The sequence below is a fragment of the Vibrio splendidus genome, from assembly GCF_024347615.1.
Taxonomy (GTDB): domain Bacteria; phylum Pseudomonadota; class Gammaproteobacteria; order Enterobacterales; family Vibrionaceae; genus Vibrio; species Vibrio splendidus.
The window spans coordinates 1757412-1783006 of record NZ_AP025509.1 but is presented as its reverse complement, the minus strand read 5'-3'; the positions used below and the strand labels follow the sequence as shown (position 1 = coordinate 1783006).

The 25595-nt window shown below is 44.0% G+C and carries 20 protein-coding genes; 12 read left to right on the top strand and 8 right to left on the bottom strand.

The annotated features are described in order from the left end of the window. Positions 1-117: 117 nt before the first annotated feature. The gene (gene gcl / locus OCU90_RS25025; protein WP_050632529.1) at positions 118-1890 is read right to left on the bottom strand and encodes a glyoxylate carboligase; all 1773 of its coding nucleotides are present in this window, start codon (positions 1888-1890) and stop codon (positions 118-120) included. A gap of 313 nt (positions 1891-2203) precedes the next feature. On the opposite strand from gcl, the gene aceB reads away from it, so the two are divergent. Together aceB and OCU90_RS25015 are read left to right on the top strand one after the other, a co-directional pair. After that, complete coding sequence (gene aceB, locus OCU90_RS25020; protein WP_061021320.1) at positions 2204-3829, top strand: malate synthase A; 1626 nt, start codon at positions 2204-2206, stop codon at positions 3827-3829. A gap of 101 nt (positions 3830-3930) precedes the next feature. Further along, positions 3931-4371 (top strand): GlcG/HbpS family heme-binding protein, encoded by a 441-nt coding sequence (locus tag OCU90_RS25015; RefSeq protein ID WP_008220964.1) that lies wholly within the window; start codon positions 3931-3933, stop codon positions 4369-4371. 126 nt (positions 4372-4497) lie between these two features. Here the strand turns inward: OCU90_RS25015 and OCU90_RS25010 are convergent, their stop codons facing one another. Continuing rightward, the gene (locus tag OCU90_RS25010; RefSeq protein ID WP_061021318.1) at positions 4498-4935 is read right to left on the bottom strand and encodes a DoxX family protein; all 438 of its coding nucleotides are present in this window, start codon (positions 4933-4935) and stop codon (positions 4498-4500) included. Between the two features lie 206 nt (positions 4936-5141). On the opposite strand from OCU90_RS25010, the gene OCU90_RS25005 reads away from it, so the two are divergent. Next, positions 5142-6047 (top strand): LysR family transcriptional regulator, encoded by a 906-nt coding sequence (locus OCU90_RS25005; RefSeq protein WP_061021316.1) that lies wholly within the window; start codon positions 5142-5144, stop codon positions 6045-6047. A gap of 29 nt (positions 6048-6076) precedes the next feature. Here OCU90_RS25005 and OCU90_RS25000 read toward each other — a convergent pair whose 3' ends face one another. Both OCU90_RS25000 and OCU90_RS24995 read right to left on the bottom strand, forming a co-directional pair. Next, positions 6077-6379, bottom strand: coding sequence for a hypothetical protein (locus OCU90_RS25000; RefSeq protein ID WP_061021313.1), 303 nt, complete (start codon positions 6377-6379; stop codon positions 6077-6079). A gap of 245 nt (positions 6380-6624) precedes the next feature. Further along, positions 6625-7107: a MarR family winged helix-turn-helix transcriptional regulator gene (locus OCU90_RS24995; RefSeq protein WP_004732835.1), complete on the bottom strand. Its 483-nt coding sequence runs from the start codon at positions 7105-7107 to the stop codon at positions 6625-6627. 123 nt (positions 7108-7230) lie between these two features. Between OCU90_RS24995 and OCU90_RS24990 the strand changes: the two genes are divergently transcribed. The 4 genes from OCU90_RS24990 to OCU90_RS24975 all read left to right on the top strand — a co-directional run bounded on the left by OCU90_RS24990 (position 7231) and on the right by OCU90_RS24975 (position 11407). Beyond that, complete coding sequence (locus OCU90_RS24990) at positions 7231-8124, top strand: DMT family transporter (RefSeq protein ID WP_061021312.1); 894 nt, start codon at positions 7231-7233, stop codon at positions 8122-8124. 144 nt (positions 8125-8268) lie between these two features. Continuing rightward, a complete protein-coding gene (locus OCU90_RS24985) occupies positions 8269-9189 on the top strand; it encodes a LysR family transcriptional regulator (protein ID WP_061021310.1) in 921 nt (306 codons plus the stop codon). Between the two features lie 174 nt (positions 9190-9363). Continuing rightward, positions 9364-10680: a hypothetical protein gene (locus OCU90_RS24980; protein WP_061021308.1), complete on the top strand. Its 1317-nt coding sequence runs from the start codon at positions 9364-9366 to the stop codon at positions 10678-10680. A gap of 73 nt (positions 10681-10753) precedes the next feature. Beyond that, a complete protein-coding gene (locus tag OCU90_RS24975; protein WP_061021492.1) occupies positions 10754-11407 on the top strand; it encodes a hypothetical protein in 654 nt (217 codons plus the stop codon). A gap of 107 nt (positions 11408-11514) precedes the next feature. On the opposite strand, the gene OCU90_RS24970 is transcribed toward OCU90_RS24975, so the two are convergent. Then, on the bottom strand, positions 11515-11910 hold the full coding sequence (locus OCU90_RS24970) for a RidA family protein (RefSeq protein ID WP_081089941.1): 396 nt from the start codon (positions 11908-11910) through the stop codon (positions 11515-11517). Further along, positions 11910-12218 (bottom strand): antibiotic biosynthesis monooxygenase family protein, encoded by a 309-nt coding sequence (locus tag OCU90_RS24965; RefSeq protein WP_081089940.1) that lies wholly within the window; start codon positions 12216-12218, stop codon positions 11910-11912. The genes OCU90_RS24970 and OCU90_RS24965 overlap by 1 nt, the downstream gene beginning before the upstream one ends. 114 nt (positions 12219-12332) lie before the next feature. Here OCU90_RS24965 and OCU90_RS24960 point away from each other — a divergent pair, with 114 nt between their 5' ends. The 4 genes from OCU90_RS24960 (at position 12333) to OCU90_RS24945 (ending at position 16956) form a co-directional block, all read left to right on the top strand. Next, positions 12333-13235, top strand: a complete 903-nt coding sequence (locus tag OCU90_RS24960; protein ID WP_017083046.1) for a LysR family transcriptional regulator — start codon at positions 12333-12335, stop codon at positions 13233-13235. A gap of 265 nt (positions 13236-13500) precedes the next feature. Continuing rightward, positions 13501-14418, top strand: coding sequence for a DMT family transporter (locus tag OCU90_RS24955; RefSeq protein ID WP_004732827.1), 918 nt, complete (start codon positions 13501-13503; stop codon positions 14416-14418). A 247-nt stretch (positions 14419-14665) separates the two neighbouring features. After that, positions 14666-15508, top strand: a complete 843-nt coding sequence (locus tag OCU90_RS24950; RefSeq protein WP_017096162.1) for a helix-turn-helix domain-containing protein — start codon at positions 14666-14668, stop codon at positions 15506-15508. A gap of 101 nt (positions 15509-15609) precedes the next feature. Continuing rightward, entirely contained in the window at positions 15610-16956 is a 1347-nt protein-coding gene (locus OCU90_RS24945) for an MATE family efflux transporter (protein ID WP_004732825.1), read from the top strand. A 110-nt stretch (positions 16957-17066) separates the two neighbouring features. Here OCU90_RS24945 and OCU90_RS24940 read toward each other — a convergent pair whose 3' ends face one another. Further along, positions 17067-18248 (bottom strand): MFS transporter, encoded by a 1182-nt coding sequence (locus tag OCU90_RS24940; protein ID WP_004732824.1) that lies wholly within the window; start codon positions 18246-18248, stop codon positions 17067-17069. Positions 18249-18465: 217 nt separating this feature from the next. Beyond that, positions 18466-20472: a hypothetical protein gene (locus tag OCU90_RS24935; RefSeq protein ID WP_061021304.1), complete on the bottom strand. Its 2007-nt coding sequence runs from the start codon at positions 20470-20472 to the stop codon at positions 18466-18468. A gap of 242 nt (positions 20473-20714) precedes the next feature. Between OCU90_RS24935 and OCU90_RS24930 the strand changes: the two genes are divergently transcribed. Continuing rightward, complete coding sequence (locus tag OCU90_RS24930; protein WP_061021303.1) at positions 20715-25574, top strand: Lcl C-terminal domain-containing protein; 4860 nt, start codon at positions 20715-20717, stop codon at positions 25572-25574. The last annotated feature ends 21 nt before the right edge of the window (positions 25575-25595 follow it).

The window sequence follows — 25595 nt, the reverse complement described above, 5'->3', positions numbered from 1 at the left end:
GACTCTGTCCTTATTCTTTATCTGTAAAAATCTGGTTATTTGTAGTAGAGCCTCGCTCTATTGGAGGCTTTTCCGTAGAGCTAAGCCTCAGCTCTACGGATACACATGACTTAATGATTACTTGTACGCCAGCGCCGTTGGGGCATCGCCGCGGCTTTCGGCAAGTGGCTCAAATTCATTAATAGCATTGATCTCAACGCCCATCGCAATGTTGGTTACTCGCTCAAGAATCAGCTCAACAACAACCGGTACTTTGTGCTTGTTCATCAGCTCTTTTGCTTGCTCAAACGCAGCGGCAATTTGCTCTGGTTCACGAACTCGAATCGCCTTACAGCCTAGGCCTTCAACAACGGCAACATGGTCAACACCGTAGCCTTCAAGCTCAGGCGCATTCTGGTTATCAAACGCCAGTTGTACACAATAATCGATATCAAATTGACGCTGTGCTTGGCGAATTAAACCTAGATACGAGTTGTTCACCAACACATGAATATATGGCAGGTTGAATTGAGCACCAACGGCCAGTTCTTCGATCATAAATTGGAAATCATAATCACCAGAGATAGCAACGATATCGCGATTTGGATCAGCTGCTCTTACACCCAATGCGGCTGGTGTTGTCCAACCTAGTGGGCCAGCTTGACCACAGTTGATCCAGTTACGCGGCTTATAAACATGCAGGAACTGAGCGGCAGCGATTTGCGACAAACCAATGGTGCTCACATAACAAGTGTCACGACCAAATGCCTTGTTCATCTCTTCATAAACACGCATAGGCTTCATTGGCGCTTCATCGAAATTGGTTTTACGCAGCATGGTCGATTTGCGTTCCTGACACTCACTTGCCCAAGCATTTCGGTTCGGCAGCTTGCCAGCGTCACGCCACTCTTGCGCCACTTCAACCATTAGCTCTAGCGCAGCTTTCGCATCAGAGACTATGCCTAAATCCGGACAGAACACGCGGCCGATTTGGGTTGGTTCAATATCAACGTGAACAAACTTACGACCTTCGGTGTAAACATCCACAGAGCCGGTATGACGGTTGGCCCAACGGTTACCGACACCAAACACGAAATCAGAGTTGAGCATGGTTTCGTTACCGTAACGGTGAGAAGTCTGTAGCCCCACCATACCCGCCATTAAGTCATGGTCATCTGGGATAGAGCCCCAGCCCATCAAGGTTGGGATCACTGGCACACCGGTGATTTCGGCGAACTGTTGTAGCAATTCGGACGCGCCAGCGTTAATCACGCCACCACCCGATACAATCAGCGGTTTTTCTGATTGAGACATCATGGTTAATGCTTTCTCAACCTGCGCGCGAGTTGCTTGCGGTTTGTAAGGTTCTAGCGGTTCATAGGTATCGATATCAAACTCAATCTCAGCCAACTGAACATCAATCGGTAGATCTATCAGGATTGGCCCCGGACGACCCGAACGCATCAAATGAAAGGCTTTTTGGAATGCGCGTGGCACTTGTGCAGGTTCCAGTACCGTGGTTGCCCACTTGGTCACTGGCTTGGCGATAGATTCAATGTCGACCGCTTGGAAATCTTCTTTGTGAAGACGAGCTCGTGGCGCTTGGCCGGTGATGCATAGAATTGGGATCGAATCTGCAGACGCAGAATAAAGGCCCGTGATCATGTCCGTTCCCGCAGGGCCAGAGGTACCAATACACACACCTATATTGTCTTGATTAGTACGTGTGTACCCTTCGGCCATATGGGATGCACCCTCTACGTGGCGAGCTAAGACGTGGTCGATTCCTCCGAGCTTTTTCATAGCCGCATACATAGGGTTTATTGCTGCGCCGGGAACACCAAATGCGATGTCTACACCTTCACGTTTAAGCACTTCTACCGCTGCTTCAATCGCTTTCATAATTGCCATTCGAACCTCCAGTTCAGATTGTATACAATTAAACTAACTTTTGTGTACTATGAACCATCCTCGCTATTTATCAACCCCACAATGAAACAATTTTGTTACATCAACCCATCACATTAAGTACGCACTCATCCTGAAAAGCTTACAATTCATTGCTTTACATAAAATATCTTTACGTAAAAATAAATTACAAAAAGATCAAATGATAAATAAATGTTAAATACTGTTTGCTTGTTTACAATTTCTACAATATAAATACCCTTAAAAAGAGCATTTTGTATACAAAGTGGCATCGTATTGTTTAAAGGAGACAACAATGATGAATGACGTAAAAGAGAGAGAAGAAGTACAATGTATGCAGGTACTTGGGAAGATGGACAACTCCGAGTACAAAGAGATCTTGTCTAAAGATGCATTAAAATTCTTAGAAGCTCTCATCAATAAGTTTGGAGATCGCCGTCATACCCTGCTAAGTGACCGCGACGTAAAACAAGCTCAATATGACGAGGGTGAGTTACCCAATTTTAGAAAAGACACGATTTCCATTCGCCAGAATAAAGAGTGGAAAGTGGCGACACCGCCACCAGAGCTACTCGATCGCCGAGTAGAGATCACCGGGCCTATCGAAAGAAAGATGGTGATCAACGCGCTAAACTCAGGCGCGAAAGTCTTCATGTGCTGCTTTGAAGATGCGTCTTCTCCTACTTGGGCCAATATGGTCGAAGGGCAAATCAACCTAAGAGATGCCAACCTTGGCACCATTAGTTATTTCGATGAGAAGAAGCAGAAGCGTTACCAATTAAACGACGATCCTGCACTGCTGATCGCACGCCCACGAGGGATCCACCTTCCTGAGCAATCCATCCAATTCAACAATCAACCTATCGGCGGTTGCTTGATGGACTTCGCCTTGTACTTTTTCCACAACTATCAATCACGTGCACAACAAGGTTTAGGGGTTTACTACTACATTCCAAAGCTAGAAAGCATGGAAGAAGCACAATGGTGGGACGATATTTTCAGCTTCACCGAAAACTATTTCCATGTACCAAAAGGCACCATTCGCGCGACAGTATTGATCGAAACGTTACCAGCCGTATTCCAAATGGAAGAGATCTTGTACGCCATGCGTGATCACATCGTTGCGATGAACTGTGGCCGTTGGGATTACATCTTCAGCTATATCAAAACGCTGAAGAACCATAAAGACCGCATCCTGCCAGATCGTCATGGGATCGGCATGGATCAAGAATTCCTTAACGCCTACAGCCAACTGTTGGTACGCACTTGTCACGCTCGCGGCGCACTGGCGATGGGTGGTATGTCTGCCTTTATTCCAGCGAAAGATCCGCAAGAGATGGCGCGTGTCACCGCCAAGGTTATCGAAGATAAGCAGAGAGAATCTCAAAACGGACACGATGGCACATGGGTCGCGCACCCTGCACTGGTTGATTTGGCAATGTCGATCTTTGATAAGCACTTAGATGGCAAAGTAAACCAAATGGATTTCCAAAGCCCAGAGCATGTGATCAACGCCGACACTCTACTCAAGCCTTGTGAGGGCAGTCGCGACGAAGCAGGAGTACGTAAAAATATACGCATCGCGCTGTATTACATCGAAGCTTGGATCCAAGGCTACGGCTGTGTGCCTATCTACGGCCTTATGGAAGATGCCGCGACTGCTGAGATCTCAAGAGCCAATATCTGGCAGTGGATCCACCACGGCGTCACGCTTGATGACGGCCAAACCTTTACCAAATCACTATTCCACTCTTGGCTTTACCAGGAGTTAGACACGATAAAACATGAAGTCGGAGACTCGCGCTATACAGCAGGTCGATTTGAAGAGACAGCTGATCTTTTCTATCAACTTTCTACAGCCAAAGAGTTCGCTGCCTTCCTAACTTTACCCAGCTATGGGCTATTACAAGAGTCCAGTTAGGACTCTTGTACCGAGCTGAATCAGTCGATGAGATTCACAACAAGAGTAATGATTGGCTGACTTAGCTTGGTACACGGCCCCTTGAAAAACTAGGAGATAACATGGGAAGTTTGACTCTACAACAAGCGTTAACCATCATCGATGGCACCTTAAAAGCAGGAAACAAGATCCACACAGAACCTTTGACGGTCGCCGTCTTAGACAGCGGTGGCAAACTGATTTCTCTGCAACGTCAAGACGGCTCTAGCATGATGCGACCAGACATCGCGATTGCTAAAGCGTGGGGGGCACTCGCACTGGGTTGTTCCTCTAGAAAACTCGCCCAAGATGCTGACAACCGACCAGCATTCATCTCCGCCGTAAACGTGCTCGCACACGGAAACATGGTGCCAGTTCCAGGGGGGCTACTGATTCGAGACAAGGATAAAACGGTATTGGGTGCTATCGGCGTGAGCGGTGACATCTCAGACATCGACGAGAGCTGCGCCATTAATGGTATTGGCTGCGCAGAACTGTTCAGTGACGAGATGCTGCAAGCTTAACTAGCCAACTCGCTGTACTTGAAGTTCTTAGACAGGAATAAAAAACCGAAGCCAGGTAGCTTCGGTTTTTTATTCATAAGTTGCGCCAACAACACTAACGAATAAGGTGTGATTAGACAAAGAACGCTAACGTACAAGAACCATTAAGCGCGTCCATTTGGTGTCTTGCTTTAGCTTGGTAGACAGCCAGTAATCAACACTAAACGATCCCGCGCCAAGTACCGCTAACGCTAGATACCCACCAGCAACAGAGACGTTTTTGTAGAAATGAATCATTTGCCCCGACGAACTTGGGTCGAAGTGAAACATAACACCAGAAACCAAAGAGAAAAACGCAATCGACAACGCAGTAAAGCGAGTCATGAATCCAGCTAGAATCGCAAGTCCACCACCGAGTTCAAGCAAAATAACCAAAGGCAACAAGTGAGCGCTGACCCCTTGAGATGCCATGTACCCCGCCGTTCCTTCATAGCTAAATAGCTTTCCCCAACCCGCTTGAATAAACAAGTAAGCCAATAAAATACGAGCGAAAAAAGTCAGTGTGTCGTTCAATCTAGTGTTCATAGTTCTAAGCCTTGATAAGTTTCATTGCCGATAGGTTATTCGACTTAGCATTAAGATGATAACGAGAAAAATAGAACAACTTGTTTGAAATTTTAGTAGACATACTCGCATACAAATTACTGACTAAATCCGAAGATTGAACAACCTCAATGCTGTTACCATTGCCTTAAATTCATTGAAACACTTGCCCCATTTTTATTGATTTTATGAAGACTCTGAAGAAAACACTACCGCTCGATACTTTACAAATATTGGATGTTCTACAACGTGAAGGGACTTACTCGTCAGCCTCTGCGCACCTCAATCGATCCGTTTCTGCATTGAGTTATCAGATTCAAAAGTTGGAAGACGAACTCGGCATCTTGATCTTAGATCGTTCAGGACACAGAGCCGTATTTACTCAGGTAGGGCAAATGTTGGTGGAAAATGGTCGCCAGTTACTAGCGGGATCCGATGAACTTATAAACCAAATACAACGTTTCTCAAGTGGTTGGGAAAGCGAACTGTTTGTTTCCTATGACGGCATTATCGGGCAAGACATTGCGTTGTCGTTAATCGCCGACATGGCAACAGAATGCAGCACGCAGCTGTATGTTCAAGAGGATATTTTGTCGGGAGGCTGGGAGGCATTAATCTCAGGAAAAGCGGATATTCTCATCTCATCGATACCCAATATCGAGCTACCGAATACCGTAAACAGTAAAACCATCGGCCGTGTAGAAATGATCTGGGTGGCTGCGAAAAATGCACCCATTTTAAAAGAGCCAAATCCGCTCAGTGAATCAACACGACGTGAACACACGATCATCGCAGTGGCCGATACCGCAAAGTCTGCGCCTAAAATTACCAAAAACATCTTACTGAACCAAAAAACCAGTACGGTAAGTTCGATGAGCAGTAAGTTAACGGCAATTCAACGTAACCTTGGTATCGGTACTCTACCCAAGCAATTAATCACATCCGAGTTAGAAGCTGGAAGTTTAGTGGAAATTGGCCACGCAAGAACCGTTGATATCGTACTGGCGTGGCAAATAGGCAACATGGGAAAAGCCAAAACACTCGCTTTGAAAAAGTTAGAAAAGTGCTGGAGAGTGTCGGCTCAAACTCACTAACTTGCTTCTAGCTGGGCACTCCGAAAAGTCTATTTATCTCGTCCGATAAATCGACTTTGTTGGACACTCTCTCCTTGAAGTGTGGTTGCTTCAAATCGGTACACCCTCGGGATATTTCCCTTGTAGAAAAATGCTTGTCCTCTATCTGATGTTTCTGTCACTTGTTGCCCACGAATATTGGTGGTGACCTGAGCATTAGGGACGCGTTCTCCATCTTGATAAACCGTAACGACGACGCCATTGGTTTGTTCGTTGATCGACATTTTCAATTCTGCATGAGATGCAAATGAAGTCACTAGTAGTGCTGCGCTAAGGGCTATTTTAAGTTTCATTTCAGTAAGCTCTGTATTGTGGGAATACGAGAAATATACTGATGGGTGGCATCTATTGATAACGGGAAGTCTTGAATAGGATGTCCTAAAATATTGAATGACATCAATGGAACTTGTTCGATTTTCTGGCTCAATTCTGATCCCAAATTAACCGATACTAAATAACACGACACCAAATTGAAGACACAAAAAAACCGAAGCTCATCACTTCGGCTTTCAAATCAGTTTGAGTTAGCTCACGTCAATTACTCGTAAGCACTCAGCCATGTTTTAAGCAACTGGTTAGTATTTTTCTTCTGGCTAGTAGACAGTGATTTAACGAGCTTTTTCTGCGTTTCGACATGTTCGGTCATCATTTGATCAATCAGAATGAGACCATCTTTGGTTAACTGAACACTCACGCTACGTCTGTCTTCTTTACTGTGCTCACGACTGATCAGCCCTTTGGCTTCTAGCTTATCAAGGCGATTGGTCATCGCGCCTGATGTCAGCATCATCGACCCGATCAGTTCTGACGGAGTCAGTCGGTAAGGCTTTCCAGAACGTCGCAACGTCGCCAGCACATCAAACTCACCCAGCTTCATGTCGTATTTTTTATGAAGCTCGGCAACTTGCGTCTCCATATACTTGGCAATACGCATAATCCGGCCCATCATTGCCATAGGCTCAGTTTCTAGCTCAGGCTTTTCCTTTGCCCATTGCTCTACTACGCGGTCGATAGCATCCATTTGCGATCTCGCTCCGTTATTAGTCTGATTACTTCAAACTAGTTTAACATAAAGATACTTTACAACCACTAGTTCTCAGTATACAGTTCACACAATAGTTATCTTAACGTAAAGATATTTCATATGAACATATTATTAGCAATGATCCCCGCATTCTTTTGGGGAACAACCTATGCAGTGACGCAATTTACGCTACAGGAGTGGCCACCATTATTATTGGGTGCTTTGCGTGCGTTACCTGCTGGTTTGTTATTGCTAGCGGTAAAACCAACGCTGCCTAAAAAAGGCGAGTGGCAGATCATTTTCACATTGGGCCTTATCAATATTGCGACCTTCTTTGGCTTGATCTTCGTAATGGCGCTAACGCTGCCTTCGGCAATCTCTGGTGTGGGCATGATCTCCGTGCCGGTGTTTGCGATGATCTTCCACTGGGTAGTGAAAAAGCAGCGCCCGCATTTGATTCAAGCCCTGTCTGGTATTGGCTTGATCACCTTAGCGTGGATATTGTTTAATCCAAGTCAGATCGCATTAAACCCGATCGGTTTAGGTGCCATGTTCGCGGCAATCATGTGTATCGTCATCGGCAGCAGCATTACTAAATCACTGGGTAATCGTATGCATTGGTGGAAAGTATTAACGTGGCAGCTGATTCTAGGCGGTACGATTTTATCTGTCGCATCTGGCGTTCATGCGTTCATCGACCCGCAGCCTTATGTTAACGCTGTCACTCATTTCGATTCTCGTAATGCTATGGGGCTATTGTGGGTGATTGGACTAAACACAGCGCTGGGTTACGGCATGTATGTGTGGTTGCTACAACGTATGTCAGTGGTTGATTTCACCTTCGGTGGTATTGCAAACCCAGTTGCGGGCATCGTGACCGGTATGGTGTTAATGGGTGAATCATTTACTCCAGTCCAATATTCACTAATGACCGGCATGATCGTGATGTCGCTACTACCGCAGCTTATCCTTGCAGTAAGACAAACCAAACAAGTTAAGCCTATTACGCAATAGAATTTACATATAGTAACGACCTACACAAAAACCCGCCAAGTGCGGGTTTTATTTTACTGGCATCACACCTATGCGAAATATCTATTTGTCCTAGACCGAACACCATCTTATTATTAAGTTTACAAACTTAACTCGGTGCTCCTTATGGCAAAAGATCTATTTTCGAACTTAGATTTAAATTTACTTCGCACTTTTATCATTCTTCATCAAGAAAGAAACATGCGTAAAGCCTCCGAGCGCCTATTCGTATCTCAGCCTGCGATAAGTAAAGCTCTACAACGATTACGCGATCATTTCGACGATGAGCTATTTGTCAAAACTCACCACGGATTAAGAGCGACAGAGCACGCCAATATGTTGGCCGAAAGTATTTCCCCGATACTGGACGAACTGTCTTCTGCGCTAAATAACAGTAATGAATTTAACCCGAAAGAACTTAATGGTGTCATCAAGATCGCTTTATCTCCTTTTATTTTAAGTGCTATTGCAAATAGGCTATTTCAAGCGATTAGAGCAGAGGCACCGAACGTTCAGGTGCAACTATTAAATTGGTCAAAATCAACCATGACCGATATCATTAATGATGAGGTTCAACTGGGTCTTAATTACGAAATTAGCCATGCTCCAAAAGAACTCATTCAAAAACCTATCGCTCGAGAGAGCTTTAAAGCATATGTAAGACAAGAACATCCATACAAAGAGACTGAAATAGAATTTAAAGATGGGGTTAAATTTGAACTGGCAACTGTAATAGCGGTAGATTGGAACTCTCATCAATCTTTAGCGGAAAAAACACTAAAAATTGCAGGGTTGAAAGCTAATGTTGGCTTTCGCTCAGAATTGCCTTCAGCCGTAATCGATGTGGTTAATAACTCAGACATGATTTTCCCAGCATCTAGATTTTTCGACATTAAACATAACAAAGAACTACGAAGCATTCAGATACTCTTTGAAAGTAAAGATATTAATCCGAAAATCTGTGCCTATTATCACCATAAAAATCGTAATAACCCGACTATGCTATGGTTAAAAAACATTCTTCAATCATTACTCAATGATAACTAACGGTTATCATCCTCTTTAGTCTGTTTCATTAATAACTGATCGTTAAGGCCTCTATTCCTGTAAGGGATTAGAGGCTTTTTTGTTCAATCCATATACTTCTCTCATCGGCTAGGAACGCCACATAACACTGCAAGAAGCAAACCTTGTTCCTATACAATTATTTGAGAGTAGATCATGAAACTAAAATTATTAAGCACACTTATCGCAGCCTCTTTCCTAGCTGGTTGTTCTTCTTCTGGTTCAAGTGATAACGGCGGCGGTATTGATCCACAAGATGGCATTGCTGATGTTACATACTTCCAAGGCGAAAATCTTCAAGCAGCAATCGTTAGTGGTGATGACGGTAATTACCAAGCTAGCTTATTAAAAGGAAGCAATGGTAATACGGTAGTTCGCTTAAACGGTAAAACTTATGTAACCAATGGTGATGAAGTAAAAAATGCTCAAGGTGAAACTATTGGTCATATACAAAAAGAAGGTTCAGAGCTTATCTTCCATGGCAACAATGGCGGAGAAGCAGTACTTAAAGTTGAAAATGGCCGTTTAATTATTTCTGAAACTGTAAAACCAAATCCACAGCTACCACCTAAAGATGATGGTTCATGGGATGGAGATCATGGCTGGGATGTCACGAAACCTGCACCAGAATTACCGCCTAAATGGGATGGCGATGAAGGACACACAAACCCATTGATACCAGTAACAATTAATGGTGTTGATTATGTTATTGATACAACAACTAACTTAGTCACAATTGATGGTGTTGTTGTTGGCGGTGCTGAATATGATGGAAAAGGTCGAATCGTATTCACCGATTTCTCAACAGGCGAAACCATGCAAATAGGAAGAGACAATAACGGTGATATCACCATCATCAGAGGTGATGTAGATAATGGATGGGGTTGGGTAAACCCAGATAACGACTTACCTGAACTTGATGGCGGTTGGGATAATCCAAATAAACCTTACACTGTCGAGTTTAGCAAAGAACACCAACAAGCTTACGTGTACAACGAAGATGGTAAAACGGTATTAATTCTTGAGCCAGGTGACACTCATGGATCATTTGAAGTTAGACTAGGTGCCATGAATTCTGACGACGTTTATGTTATTTATCAAGATAATCGTGGTGAATGGGTAATTGATTGGGAAAAATCAACCATTGATGGTGAATGGGGAGTATCTCCTGATTCTGAAAAACAACTACCACCAAGCTTAAATGACCAACTGATTACTAGCATTGAATCTGGACAAAATACTGACGGCTCAACATGGATTAGTATTAATGATAAAGCGGTAAGCATTATTATTAATGACGGGAAAATTGTTGATGTAAATATCTCTGATAAAGCAAAGAAAGTAGTTGCTGAACGTATTGAGCTTCGCTCAGATTTAAATGCAGAGCAAATTCGTCAAAAGGCACAATCTCTATCTCAAGAACAACGTCAGCAAATTAAACAAGCAGTAAAAGACCGCGCTAGCCGCAGCTAATAAAAAATAATAAATATAAAAGCAAAGGAGCCGCTTATTAGCGGCTCCTTTTTATTTGAGAGTTGAGAACACGATGAAACGACTATTGATCACTTTATTGATGCCCTTCGCCATATATGCAAACGACCATCAATTACAAACATTAAGCTACCACGAGCCGAGTTTAAGTTTTCAAACAGCTAAAGCTGGAGACAACTGGATAGGTACAGTATCCGGCGTAATTCAAGCGACTGAAGAAATCAATATTAGTGCAGAAATAGATTCTGAAGGTTACTTGGAAATTGGGACTGGCTACGGCTTGATGTTGGGTAACTTTTATACTGAAGCGTTCGTGAGTTATGGCCGAGCAGATCTTATCGATATTTACGACATAGGCTTGTTTGGTGGCACAGCTATCACAAACAATATTATGGTTTTTGCGAACACATCGCATGAATGGCGCGATGTTTCTTTATCCCTCATAGATATGACAGATAGGGAATGGAAGAACACGGTTGGTACCAGTTACTCTCCAACAGAGTTTATGAACTTTTCCTATTCATTCAGTCATGACCGCCAATTAACGGGCTCAAAAGGCTATTACAACAGCCAAGACGTCACTTTTACCCTAAAACCCAAATGGGTTGAACCTTACATGAAATATACCTTTGGCCAAAAACGAGTGAGTCCAGGAGATGTATTTCGTTCTGATGGCAGTGTCGAACTAGGTTTCAACCTTCGTTTTTAGTTTACCGTTTCGTGTGGTAGCTCTCACCCCTTTATAGTCTGATTAAATAAAGGGGCTTTTTGCTTCATATCATGTCTTTCGTATCAATTGAGCATACAGCGATCGACTTAAATCAGTTTCGCCGCTTCAGCCTCAATTTCAACTTTCCATCGCTCGTCAAAAAGCCCTTGTACAAACAGTAATGTCGTTGGGAGACCACCAACATCGAAAGGCAATCTCTGCTTTGCGGCTTGATAATCAGACATATCATTCCGGTCCACTAAGTACAGCCTTACACTGATTAAATCTTCGATATCCATTTGGTTTGCCTGAAGCACACCTCTCAGATTTTTCCAAGCCAGTACAATCTGTTGTTCCGCACCTTCAGCCACCATTCCTTCGCTATCAACCCCTAGTTGCCCAGCGATGTGCAATCGCGTTGAACCTGCGGGGATCAACGCACATTGATGATAATTAGCGGCTGGAGCGGGTACTGAAGAAGGGCTCCATATCTTATTCATCATTACCCCTCAAAGGCTGTGACGATTTTTGACATGACGGTGATAATTGGCATATCCGTAAGCATCGCGCCTAAACGGTCAAAATCACCAATATCTTTGCGCCAAGCAATGTATTCATTAAAGTGAGCGGTACTTTCCCATTCTTCACATAAAACCAAGGAATTTTCTGCCAAATCTTTTTGATAAAGCTCCGCAGAAAGGTTGCCGTTAAAAGTACGAGTATCTGGCAATATTTCGTTAAAAAACTCACCGATCTCTGCCGTTTTATCTTCAGTATGGCTCAAGGTAAATTGCACTAAAATAGTCATCATTCTCTCCGTTTTCTTATTTTGTTAAGGTACGAGGAGAATCTTACTTGTTTGTTAAAATAGATAAATACAGTAATATTTGAAACATAGTTCGATTTAATAAGACAATAAACCACCATGAAAAACGAATTGCATCGCATGCAAGTGTTCGCCCAAATTGTAGAATCGGGCTCCATAACGAAAGCGGCTGATAAGCTAGATCTCTCAAAATCTGTCGTTAGCCATCACTTACAAGGGCTTGAGCAACACCTTGGTGTGAAATTACTCACTCGAACAACACGTCGCCAATCCTTAACCGACGCTGGACAACGTTTTTATCAACGATGCTTAGAAATGCGAAAGTTAATGTCGCTTGCGGAAGAAGAAGTGCGCGAGTCCTGTTCTGATTTTGCAGGCACTATCACCATCACATCCCCACACACATTGATGACACATCTTATTGGACCTGCAATGTGTGAGTTTATGAAAAGCCACCCTCGTATCGAGCCTCAACTATTGGCCAACGATATGCGCGTAGATCTTATCGAAAAATACATAGACCTGTCGGTCACTGTTGGGGCTCTTCCTGATTCAACGTCTCGTGCAATTAAGCTCGGAGAGCTTCATCAGGTACTGTGCTGTCACCCTGATTATCTTACTAAGGCGCAAATACCGCAGCCAATCATGCCAAGTGACCTCTCCCAATATGACTACATTGCCAATCAGTGGGAAGGAATCAACAGCCAAAGAAGCTTTGAAATTAATAAGGGCAAAGTAAGCACGTATCAATTCAGGGCAAGTCGAATCGGAGATAGCGTTCCGACCATCCGCATGATGGCCTTAAATGGATTGGGGATTGCCTGTTTACCTAAACAAGCAATTGAAGAAGACCTGAAAAAAGGGACATTGGTAAACATCTTGCCCAAAGATCAAGTTCTTAAAGCCTCTTTTTATGTCGTCCATAATTATGGGTTACAGGTGCCAGCCAGAATTCGCGCCTTTATTGAACACCTAAAACAACACGCTGAATCTTATTCTTAATATCTTTCAACCAAATTGCCATACGTCGCTAAACTGACGATTTATCGACCAACATTAAACCTCACAAAGAACAATGACTTTGTTTAAGTTATCTAAAATAAAATAATTTTCTTCAAAATAACTACATTAGAGATTTAATTTCCTCAATAAACTCAAATTAGAGATAAAAAGGCAAAACTTTTCTCCGACTACCTTTCTATACTGTGCCACGTCATTAAGGCGCCACAAGCCTATGATTTAAAATAATTATTAATGAGTAGTCACCATGAATTCGAAGTCGCTAACTATCTTGCTTTTTGTCTCTGTTTGCTTAATTTGGGGAACCACTTGGTTCGCTATGGAAGTGGCATTGCATTCTATCCCACCTATTTTTGCCACTGCGTTACGCTTTTTACTTGCAGCACCTCTGCTTGCGGTATTAGCAAAAGTCTTCAACCAACCTTTGCTTTTCCCTAAAGGTAAACGTCAATGGCTGCTTATTGTGGCACTGATGTATTTTGCTATTCCGTTCACTTTGATGATCTATGGTGAGCAATACATCTCTTCTGGTCTAGCGTCGATCATCTTCGCCAACATGCCCGTAGCAGTAATGCTAATGTCGGGTTTATTCCTAGGCCTACGATTAGCGAAGCACCAAATCTTCGGTTTGGTCACAGCTGTTGTGAGCCTATGTTTAATCCTTGGCAATGAAATGCAAATGGGTGGTGATGACTACCTTATTGGCACGGTTTGCTTAGGCCTTGCTGTTGCCATTCACGCAGTGATGTATGTTTTAGTTCAAAAGCACTGCAAAGGAATCGAAGTTCTAACCTACAACGCCGTTCCGAGCTTAATTGCTTCTCTATTCTTGTTCGCAGTTTCTGCAATGGGTGAAAGCGTTAATGTTGAATCCTTCACTTGGGATTCAATCTCAGCTGTCGTGTACCTAGGTTTTGTGGCGAGTGTTGGCGGCATTGTGGCTTACTTTAAATTAGGACAGGTTTCGACGCCGTTCCAAGCGTCTATCTGCTTCCTAATCTTCCCAGTGGTTGCGCTGCTGATCTCTTGCTACATCAATGGTGAGGTTCTATCTGAACAGTCTCTGCTTATGATGATCCCTCTACTTTGTGGCATCTTGCTGACCAAGGCACCAAAGGGAATCTTCAAGCTGCGCTCTTCGTTAAAAACAGTAAGTAGCAACTAAGTTCTATGAATTAACCCTAGAAGCCCGCAATGCGCTTCTAGGGTTCTATTTAGCGACTCAAATCTAAGTTTTAACTCACTCCCCTCTCACACTCCTATCTATTTCACCGCGTCCATTCTTTCACTGCCCATCACTCATTGATAATGGCAAGCGAATGACTTAAAAGTCGCAATCGACTACATTAGAAACGCTGAGAACAACCGACTCTAGTCTTAACTGCACCATCTGTCTTCAACCAAGGAATGTCATGAGAACTCCCATCAAACACATGCGCCTGATTAAAGGTCAACCTTGTAGGGTTGAGGAACTGACTAACAGCGACGACGCATTCTTAGAACCGCACAGACATGAATACTGGGAGTTGGTGTGGTGCGTAGATAGCTTAGGCAGTCAGAGCATTGATTTTGTAGACTATGACAACAAGGTCGGCCGTATTTTTACCATTGCTCCGGGTCAGGTTCACCGATCTGAACTAGTGGGAGAAAGCGCCCGTTTACTGGTGTTTACGCCAGGCTTTGTTAAAACCAACCATCGCAACACACAGCTGGTCGACACCGTTTTTGCCATGCATCAAAGTCGTCCTCCCTACTTAGATTGCAGTGAAGAAGGCAACCGCTACCTACTGCCTATTTTCACTATGATTAAAGAGGAGTGTGCACGAGAAGAGAGCGACTGGGATTTGGTAGAGTCCCTCATGAATAGCTTTTTGCGCTACATATTACGTTTCGCCAGCCAATCATCATTGAAAGGCGAAGTGCGCGACAGCCGAGTAAACCAAGTGGTCGATTTGATTGAGCAACACTACACTACCCACAAACATTGTGAGTTTTATGCGCAAGCGCTATCGATAACTAACAAACGCATCAATGAGATCGTGAAGGCTGAACGAGGTAAGACGGTCACCCAATTGATCCACGATCGAATCATCTTGGAAGCGAACCGAGAATTGATTTTTTCGACCAAGACAATTAAAACCATCGCCTTTGAACTTGGCTTCGAAGACCCCGCCTATTTCAGCCGTTTTTACCGTGGCCAGATGAATGAGTCGCCTGCAGAGTTTCGAACTCGATGTGCAGATAGTGCAACATAACACGCAGATCATCCCTTTTTAGAGCCCAGTTAAGTTCGGATAATGCTCCCTCTTTAATTCATCCACTTTGGTTACATCCAACTTGTTGGGAGCACTCTCGAATGGCCATCAACCTTAAAACCGATCCTATATCTAAATCCTTTTATCAGTACCTTTGGCCAGCGCTAACTGGCATGGTGATCAAGTCTCTCTTCATCATGGGAGACGCATGGTTCGTCGGACGTGGTGTTGGCCCTGATGGGCTTGGTGCTATCGCTTTGACCATCCCTGCTTTCTCAATATTTACCGCTATCGCGATGATGGTTGGCATTGGCGGTGCAGCGCTTATGTCTATCGAAGTTGGCAAAGGAAATTCAGCGTCGGGTCAAACCCTCTTTAGCCAATCAATGCTCAGTACCGCCGTGCTTAGCACCATTTCAGTCAGCATTGCTCTGTATTTTCTAGACGACATGATTGCGTTAATGGGCGCTTCTGGATACATGGCTGAACTGACTCACGATTACCTGGCTGTAATGCTGCCATTCTTTGTGTTGTACTCGTTAGCTTGGGTCATGTCGTGCTTTGTTCGTAACGACACCAACCCAAAACTGGCGACTTACGCGATGTCGATAGGTGCTGTGGTCAATCTAGTGTTGGATTACTTCTTCGTCTTAAAGTGGGGCTGGGGTATGAAAGGGGCAGCCTACGGTACAGCCATTGCGCAAGGTGTTATCGCTTGTATTCTATTGAGCCACTTTGTACGTAAACAAGGCACCTTGGAACTGAGCCTAAAAGGAATTGGTTTGGACAAACTGCCAAGCATCCTAAAAATAGGCACACCGACCTTCTTTATTGAGGTAACCGCCGCGATGACAATCTTGCTGTTCAACTACGTGTTGCTGCATCAGTTTGGTGAGAATCATATTATCGCCTATGGCTTAACGGCAAATATCGGGGTATTCGCTTTGTTTGTGATGGTCGGAATCGCTCAAGCCTGCCAGCCAATTATCAGCTTTAATCATGGTGCCAACCAGCCAAACCGAATCGAAGCGATTTTTCGCTTAGGTTTAAAAAGTGCAATTGGTAGCGGCTTAGTGTTTATGGTTATTGTGTACCTGCTTGCGCCTCAAATCGCAGCCCTCTATTTGGGTGATTCAAGTGATTTGATTGCACTGTCAGCCACGGCATTAACGTTCTTCTTCTTTGCTGTACCACTAATGGGCATCAACTTAGTGATCGCCAACCTGTTTCAGGCAACGGCCAAACCTAAACAAGCAACACTGATATCTCTTGGCCGCGGCTTTGTGTTCGTCGCATTGGGCATAATGATTTTGCCAAAACTATTCCCAGAACAAGGGATTTGGGCGAGTATCCTGTTCGCGGAAACCGTAACAGCCATATTCAGCCTAAGTATGTTACGCAGCTACAAGAAGCGCTTTTCTGGCTCATTAGAAAAACAGGCGGCATAGGAAGTAATCCGTTTAGAACGTCACGCCTTTGACTACCAAATAGCACATACAAAAAAGCTCCAATATCGCTATTGGAGCTTTTTATTTATCTCATCAGATTGAAATGAACATTAGCGCCAGCTGAACATCCGGACTTCGTTACCCTCTTCAGGCTTCTTAGGGATGTTTAAAGACAGCGCCAAAGAAACCACTGCCATTGCTGCACCAATGTAAAAAACCGTTGCAGGAGACGACAGCCAAATCACACCAAACGCGACTGGAATAACAACCGCTGCTATATGGTTGATGGTGAAAGAGACACCCGCGGTTGAGGCCATGTCAGCAGGATCCGCAATTTTCTGGAAGTAGGTTTTGATCGCCAGTGCCAACGCAAAGAAAAGATGATCTACCACGTAAAGTGCTGCAGCCCACTCAGCGCTTTGCACCAAGCCATAACCAACAAACACACCAATCAAACCCACATACTCAAAGATCAGAGCCTTACGCTCACCCACGACACCAATAAATTTACCAATGCGTTTTGCGAACAAGAAGTTAAACAGATAGTTGATTAAAAACAGTAGCGTGATGTCAGCAGCCGAGTAACCGAACTTCTCTACCATCAAGAAGCCCGCGAACACGGTAAATATCTGCCTTCTTGCTCCGCTCATAAAGGTAAGAGCGTAGTAGAGCCAGTAACGCTTTCTCAGCACCAATTTCTTATTCTGTTGGGTCTTGGTCTGAAACTCCGGGAAACCAAAGGTCATCACCAAAACCAAAATCAAGCCAATACCGCCAGTGATGCCATACACCCAAGCAAAATCGAGTTTGAGCTGTTCTAACATCACCCAGATAGATCCGTAAGTGATTAACGAGGCTAACGCGCCAACGGAGATCATCTTACCTAGCATCTCTGGCGCCTCTTCTTTACTCAACCATTGCAGTGACAGAGACTGCTTCAGCGTTTCAAAATAGTGAAAACCCGTAGACATCAAAACCGTAGTCAACAACAAGCCTGTGAGTGTAGGAAATAAACCGGTAATCGCCGTGCCTACAGTCAGCATCGCCAGCGATATCAACATAAAGCGTTGCTCTCGAATGAAGGCTAAAACAAACACCACAGTAAACGCTAAGAAGCCCGGGATTTCACGAACACTTTGCAGCAAGCCAATATCAGCACCATCAAAGTTCGCTTTCTCAATCACGAAGTTATTCAGCAGAGCCATCCAGCTCGAAAACGCGATCGGGACAACAATCGAAATCAGTAATAAGAAGTTTTGCGGCGTTTTCCAGCTCGCTGTTGATGCACTCATGACAGCCAAATCCTAAATAGTAATCCAGTATCATACTCCGGTTTTATGGGAGTTAACAAACGATTAACTTTTGTTTTTCTAGTGTTTATACAGAGCATAAATGCATGGTGCGAAAAGAAATAAACAAGAGAAATAGGTCGTTATGAAAAAAGAGAGGTGAAATAAAAAAGGAGGAATAAGAAGGGAGCAAGCCTCCCTTCTTTGATGCAATAAACCGTTAAAGGCCTTTATAGAAAGTTAGCCATTCACCTCGTTCTAAGCCGCTGACGTGCACACCAGAGATGCCACTTGACGTTGTCGCATTGGTCGGAGAAAACGAGAGATTTACGTTTTTAAATTTATCGGAGAGTTCACTTTCTGTACCCGTTTGAGAAAGAATGTAGCCCAAGTTCGTTGAACTCCAACTTGAATTGCCGCTGTCTTCCCACTTTTTGAGGAGTTCTTTTGTTATCAATTGGCTGCCAACCTTGAGAGCCGGGCCGCTGATATTTCGGAATTGATAATAGTCCGCACCCGAAGAAGTTAACGCAATCACCTTATCTTCTAACACATACAAAGACTTGATAGCATTGTTACTCAGAGACTCTGTTACAAGTAAGCTTCTCGTCATGTTATCAACGATATAAAGAGAACTTGCTGTGGTAATCGCACTGGTTTTTCCGTCTCGCGATGTCGCTATCTTGCTAATAGCAGAATCAACGGTCAGCTCCCCAAGTACGGTTTGTTGTATCGAGTTAGACACCCACTCAACCTTATTGCTATCCAACCCCAACAATATCTGCTGATTCACGACAATATTGGCTGTTTTAAGATTTAACTTATCAATCGTCATCTTAGTGGATAGGTTAGCCGTATCGATAACTTCTGCCGCTAAATTACTGTTTGAAAAGTAATTCTTATAAACAATTAATGCTTCACTTTCGTCATAAGATGACATGACTTGCGGTGAGGAAGCTTTCAATGCGTGACTCCAGCTTTTCATATCTAGCTTATTAGCACTTAGCAGTTTGAGTTCTTGCTGTGAGTATATCGAGCTTCCGGTATTTTTAATCGCCAGTAACGAGCCACTTTGTAACAGAGGAACCACTGCTGCGAAGTTATCATTGATGCACGACTCAGTCGATTTAGGCGGCACGGCTGGATTAGGTTTTGGAATGGGTGGAAGCGTGCCTCCACTGCGACTGCTGTATGTATCAATCGCAAAAGCCTTCACGCCAACATTGTTATTATTCGAACCATTGAGGTTTGTGAGGAAAACACCATTAGCGCCTTGGCTATTACAAATATCACTCGATGTGGGTGAGACGTAAGCGGTCGGTTTGTAAACCTTGTATGCCTGAACACCATTTAGCGCAGGAACTAACTGAATGATTTCACTCGAATCTACCGGTATTTCTCCGCCTCCAGTGTCACCTCCGTGATCGTCATCATCATCATCGTCGTCATCATCATCGTCATGGTCGTCATAATCATCGTCGTCGTGCGAACGGATACTAACCAGACCAGAAACCGCTTGAGATGCAGGGTCACCATTGATTGTCACCGGCTTATTGCGTGAAGAGCTATCAATTTGCATAACCACATCATTAGCCGTTAAAAACACAATCTGACTGCTCGCTGGATTCAGAGCTATCGACTTCGCACCAGACAATTGCGGTACCGATTGTGAACCGCGAACAACCAAAGAATCTTCAATTTGTAGATGCCGAGAAACCGTACCAGCAACGTCAATATTAGATAAGTCTAAAGTCTTATGTTCTATCATCAAATCAAGGGCATGAGCAATATTGGTATAAGAAGACTGCTTACCGTCACTTTGCGCCTTTTTCAGCGATTTTAACAACAGATTTGATAGATCTTTAGACCCATGAGTTGAGTCTAGAACACCAAAATTGATGCCAACATGATCACCTAGCTTACTTTGAAGCGATGCTTTTGCTTGTTCTACATCGTTACTTACCGTTGGGTTAAACATCATCTCACTATGAATCAAAGTAGTGAAAGGCGTCACCACTTTCATACCAGGAGAAGCAGTCAAAATTGCACCATCATATTGCCTTTGCTGTGCGTACCCAGAAACATCAGCAATCTGTTTCTCTTGATCACTGCATACGCCATTCAGATCTGCATCAGCGCAGACTAATGAATCTAAAAACGCATAGCCTGAAGCCGTAGACCCAACTGGGTTTTCGCTATCAGAACTGCCTCCACATCCTGAGACCATTAAGGCACTAGAGATTGCTAGTGACAATTTGCATATTAATAATTTATTGTGCATTTTTTCGACCGATTCACCTAGTTTATTATTGGATTGATAGTATTTAATTTGGCTATTAAATCACTTAACGAAATAAAAGATCAAATGATATTGATAATTACTATCATTTAAATTAATATCCTCCGCCTTTCCTATGGGTAATTTATAAATTATTTGGAGTTCAGGTGGTAAGAAATCCATACAAACTAATGAGTGTTTCACTCGTTTCCACAATGCTCATGGCTTGTGGTGGAGCAGAGTCAGATCCGAAGCTCAAGCAGTCACAGACTCAACCAAATTCTCAGAATATTTCGGGCATAGCTTTGGATGGTTATTTACACAATGCGAAGGTTTGTTTAGACAAAAATAGCAATGCCATGTGTGACTCTGCTGATGGGGAAATTGCCACTACGGACGCCGAAGGACGATTTCAGTTAGACGTCGACAATGATGTCGCCCAATACCCAATATTGGTTGAAGCGGTTGCCGGTATAACCATCGATATGGATTCACCAAATCAGCCTATTGAATCCGGATTTACGTTAGAAGTGCCGAGTAACAATTCGAACGTGATCAGCCCCATGACATCTCTTATTGCAAGTGTGTCGAAAACCAGTGGAATCAGTTTTGATGAAGCAACTCAGCTTGTGGCCAGCGACTTAGGCATAGATAAACAACTGGCTGTTGGTGATTATTCCGCATCAAACTCAGCGATAAGCCGTGAAGTACACATGTTTGCACGCGGTGTTACTCGCGTACTTCAGGAAGCACAAATAGCCTCTGTTGATGCAGGTGTCGACCAAGTAAATGCTCGAAAAGGCTCTATGTACAAGCTGGCAGAGCTTGATTTAGCAGAATTTAAAGCCAAGACCGACTTGCTGTCTCATGGCGCATCAGGAACCGATAGCGCATTGAAGCAACTTGGTAAAGAGTACCGAGATCAACTCAAAGTTTCCCAAGAAGACATCGATGGCAATGAAATCATCACTAGACCACCGGCTCCTAAACATGGTCAGGTCAATGATGCCTCAGACACCTTCGACTGGCAGTTTGTACGAGCCTTCAACCACAACACAGATTACGAATATTCGCTAGATTCAGGGAATACTTGGACAACAGTAATTCGTAAGCCGATTGTTGTAGGGAAACTGGCGTTCGACAAAGGAGCCGTTCAAGTTCGAGTTGCTGCGTCTAACGTTCGTAATACTCCAGTCGGAAAGCCAATGCTTTCAGACAAAGCGTTTACGCTAACGACAGTGCCTGCGGCTCCAGCTTGGATTACGGTGAATAACGCGATCAACCAATTTGATTGGGCATTTGTCGACTCATTTAATGAACTAGGTTTATATGAATATTCATTAGATAACGGCTCAAGTTGGACTAAAGCCACTGAAAAGCCTCAAAACATTCAAGATCTAGATATTCCAGTTGGGCACTTAAAAGTTCGTGTAGCCAAAGATGACTTGTTAGGTCACCCAACGGGATTAAGTTCAGCATCAGAACAATCGATGACGGTAACCCCGATCCAACCCGCGCAACCAGTACTCGATTTTGCGAACGACAGCACCAATCAAATCAATTGGCTGTGGGTCACTGGATACAATGCGCCATCTTTCTACGAAATTAATCTAGGTAGCGGTTGGCAGGACGTAACCACACTGCCTTATCTCGTTGGCAATGTTTCACTTCCTGCGAACTCGATTTCGGTTCGCGTTAAGTCAAATGCATTGGATGCACGCCCTGCCGGCGTTCCGTTGGTTATCAGCTCTGCATTCACTCGCTCAGAAAGCCAGCCTGTATCGCCAACCATGCCAATTGTTGACGATGCAGAAAACACATTCGCATGGACGAACGTTGAAGGATTCACGGGGAGTGACTCCTACGAATACTCTCTAGATAGAGGCATTACTTTTACCCCTGTAACTAGCAACCCACAAGCTATCCCTGATGAGATATTTTCCAAGGGGCAAGTCTGTGTGCGAGTAAAAGCAGAATCGGATCCTCTACATGATCCTGGCGAAGCGCTGTGTTCAGACAAGGGCTACTCAGTTACTCCTAGTATGCCACCCGCGCCGACATCACCAGTCTCTCACGATGGATTAGACACATTTGATTGGTCATTCGTTTCCGGGTTTTCAGAGATAACGGATTACGAGATCAATGCACTTAACACGGGTTGGACCGTCGTTACCACAAAGCCATATCAGCTAAATGACCAAGCTTACGCTATCGATTCAATCCAAGTACGCGTTAAACGAGATCCGATTACGGGTCGTCCTAGCGGTTTAGAGTTGACGAATGATGTGGCGTTTACTGTTCGTCCGTCAGCGCCAAGCGCCCCGACTGGTCTGGTGGTTAACGACGCAGACAACACGCTCGATTGGACATACTTCAGCGAATTTACTCAACCCGAGCACTTCGAAGTCACACTCGACTCAGGCTCAACTTGGACAAAAGTAACCGCTAAGCCTGTAGTCATTGGCAATGTAGACAAGAACATCGCTGAAGTGCAATTACGAGTAAGGCAGAACCCAACTAATGGTATGCCTCATGGCGTTGCAACTCCAACTGCACAAGCGTTTACCAAAGTGTTTGAAATTCCGGCGCCAACCTCGCCTGAAATTGTAAATACTTTCACAGGCAGTAATCCAGTCAACACAAATGGATTTCAATGGGCTTACCTAACCGCCAACGTTGAAGGTCAATCTGTTCGCTTTGATGAAGCCGAATACTATGAGTTCACCAACGACAAAGGCCTGACCTGGCAACCTATTGTTTCGATTCCTCAATTTATTGGCCCAGAAGCGTACGACAAAGCCAATGTCGGTGTTCGACTAAAAGAGAATGCGAAACAAGGTGTATCAAACTCAATCAGCGACACCCTTTGGGCTACAGGTGCTAGTAGTCGCTTCACTGCATTAAAATTCGTACCGATGAAAACCCGTTCGCAGGTCGCTGATTTTAGTTACGGTGGCTCATGGAATACCTACTCCTTAAATTGTATTGCTGAATACGATGACAAAGGACAAGGGGAACCGACGTTCTGGGCAAAACGATTCTCTTCAGAAATCAATACCGTCTTCGATAAAGTCGCACAACTGGATGATTGTGATATCGCTGGTTGGACGCTTCCAGACACCAATGAAGTGATTACGCTATCGCAACGAGATCCTGCAACACTGCCATCAAATCTAAGAAGTGGTGGTTACTTGGTATCGAATCAGTCAATGAATATATTAGCGGATAAAAATGGCGTCGCTGTCACTATCAACAAAGGCCAGGAATCTGTTGAGCAGTATTATTCAAAATACGTATACGCTAAATGGCAATTGCCATCGGGTGCAGAGTTACTTACTGGTGTAGACAGCGCGACGACTGAAATAACCGTATTTTTGAGTACACAAGATACAAAAATTAACGCTACGGAGCTTTATTTAGAAACCTGGCTAACCGCCAATCAATCTAAGAGCAAAGGTTACGCTGCATTAGAAGCGGAAGCTCAAGCTAAAGTAGTAGAACTGCAGGCTTTGACCCAACCATGGGCAGATGATCTTAAGAACACAAAGCTAAAGCTAAAAGCTCTTGAGTTTCAGGCCTCTGTTGCTCAAAGCCGAACTGATGCTGAGAGCCTTGAATTCATTAACAAGGTAAAAGCGTATAAGGAGCAAGTCGCTAAATTAGAGCAAAACACCGTTGTACTAAGCGCACTAGTCTCTGGTTCTGAGTTTGCTAAAAAATTAGCGTTCATGCAGCAAAAGTCCGTAAGTCTATCCAGCTCGACCAACGCACTAAGCTCAGCGTCATTGGCTAAGGACATTCACCAGGCAAGTTTAGACCTGTACAAGGCTATCTCAGAACTAGAGTATCAATATAGCATGGTTAATTCGTTCACAAGTGAGCTGAATACATCAACACAATCGCTGGGCTCGGAGTTTGCCACCCTAACTACATTGTTCCAGAAGTTTATCAGTGAGATGAACACGACGGCCAAAATCCACAACCTAGTACAATCAAAAGTGCTAGCAAAAGATGGACTGAAACTGGCGAAAGACAATGGCTTTAGCGTTTCTCAAGCTGACGCAATGGTAAGCAGCCGCTTTGCTAAATTGGACGAGTTAGGCAACTACCTACCAAAAAGCACCACCTACAAACAAGGCTGGCGTTGTGTTGAAGACACTGACATCACAGGCAAACGCCGAGTATGGACACTGCTCAAAGACGGCCGACCAAATGGTGCTGACGATCTTGCTTATGACGCTTCGGCCTCTGGTGTAGCAAGTGTTTTAGGCAGTAACGGCCTGCTAGAGAACACTAATAATGCGAACTTATGTGGCTTCAATGATTGGAAAGTACCAGCGCTGTCTCAGCTACTTTCACTACAAACTAAAGCAATCTCTAGCTCAAACTCGACCATCACAATCGATACAGATGCATTCCCTCATCACCGAGGGTTGGATCCGGAGTATGACAAATCTAGCTATTACGGTGGCGTGACTTTTTACTACTGGTCGAATCAAGCAAAGGACACCAAACAATACATCACAAACTACAGTTCTGAACGCAGCTACCAAGATGTCCGTCGTTCGGCAGTCAGTGGTACTGAAGATGCCGTCATCTTAGGGCGTCTGGTTAGAGAAAAAGCGACAACATACCAGTACCTAGATATGCAAGGGAACGTCGTAGCTGATCGCCACAATGCCATTTGCGCACAAGACACTGACAGCACCCTCGTTTGGCAACTGTTTACCAACGGAGACACTAGCCGTTTCAAGAAATACGTAGATGTAACGCCGTTAATTTCAACACGAAATACACAAAAAGTATGTGGCAAGACGAACTGGCGCTACCCATCGAAAGCAGAGCTATACGGGTTACTACCTATCAATTCCGATGTCTTTAAATTTAATGACGTGACTGGTGGAGGTTATTCCAACCATAGCTCCTATATCACTAGCGATGCCGCTCCTTATGGTCGTGTCCTCGGGTTGAATATGACAACCATGGATGAAAGAGACGTGGGTACTCAAAGTTACGACGGCCGTTACCTATACCGACTCGTTGCCAAATAGGCAATCAAAACACTATTACTT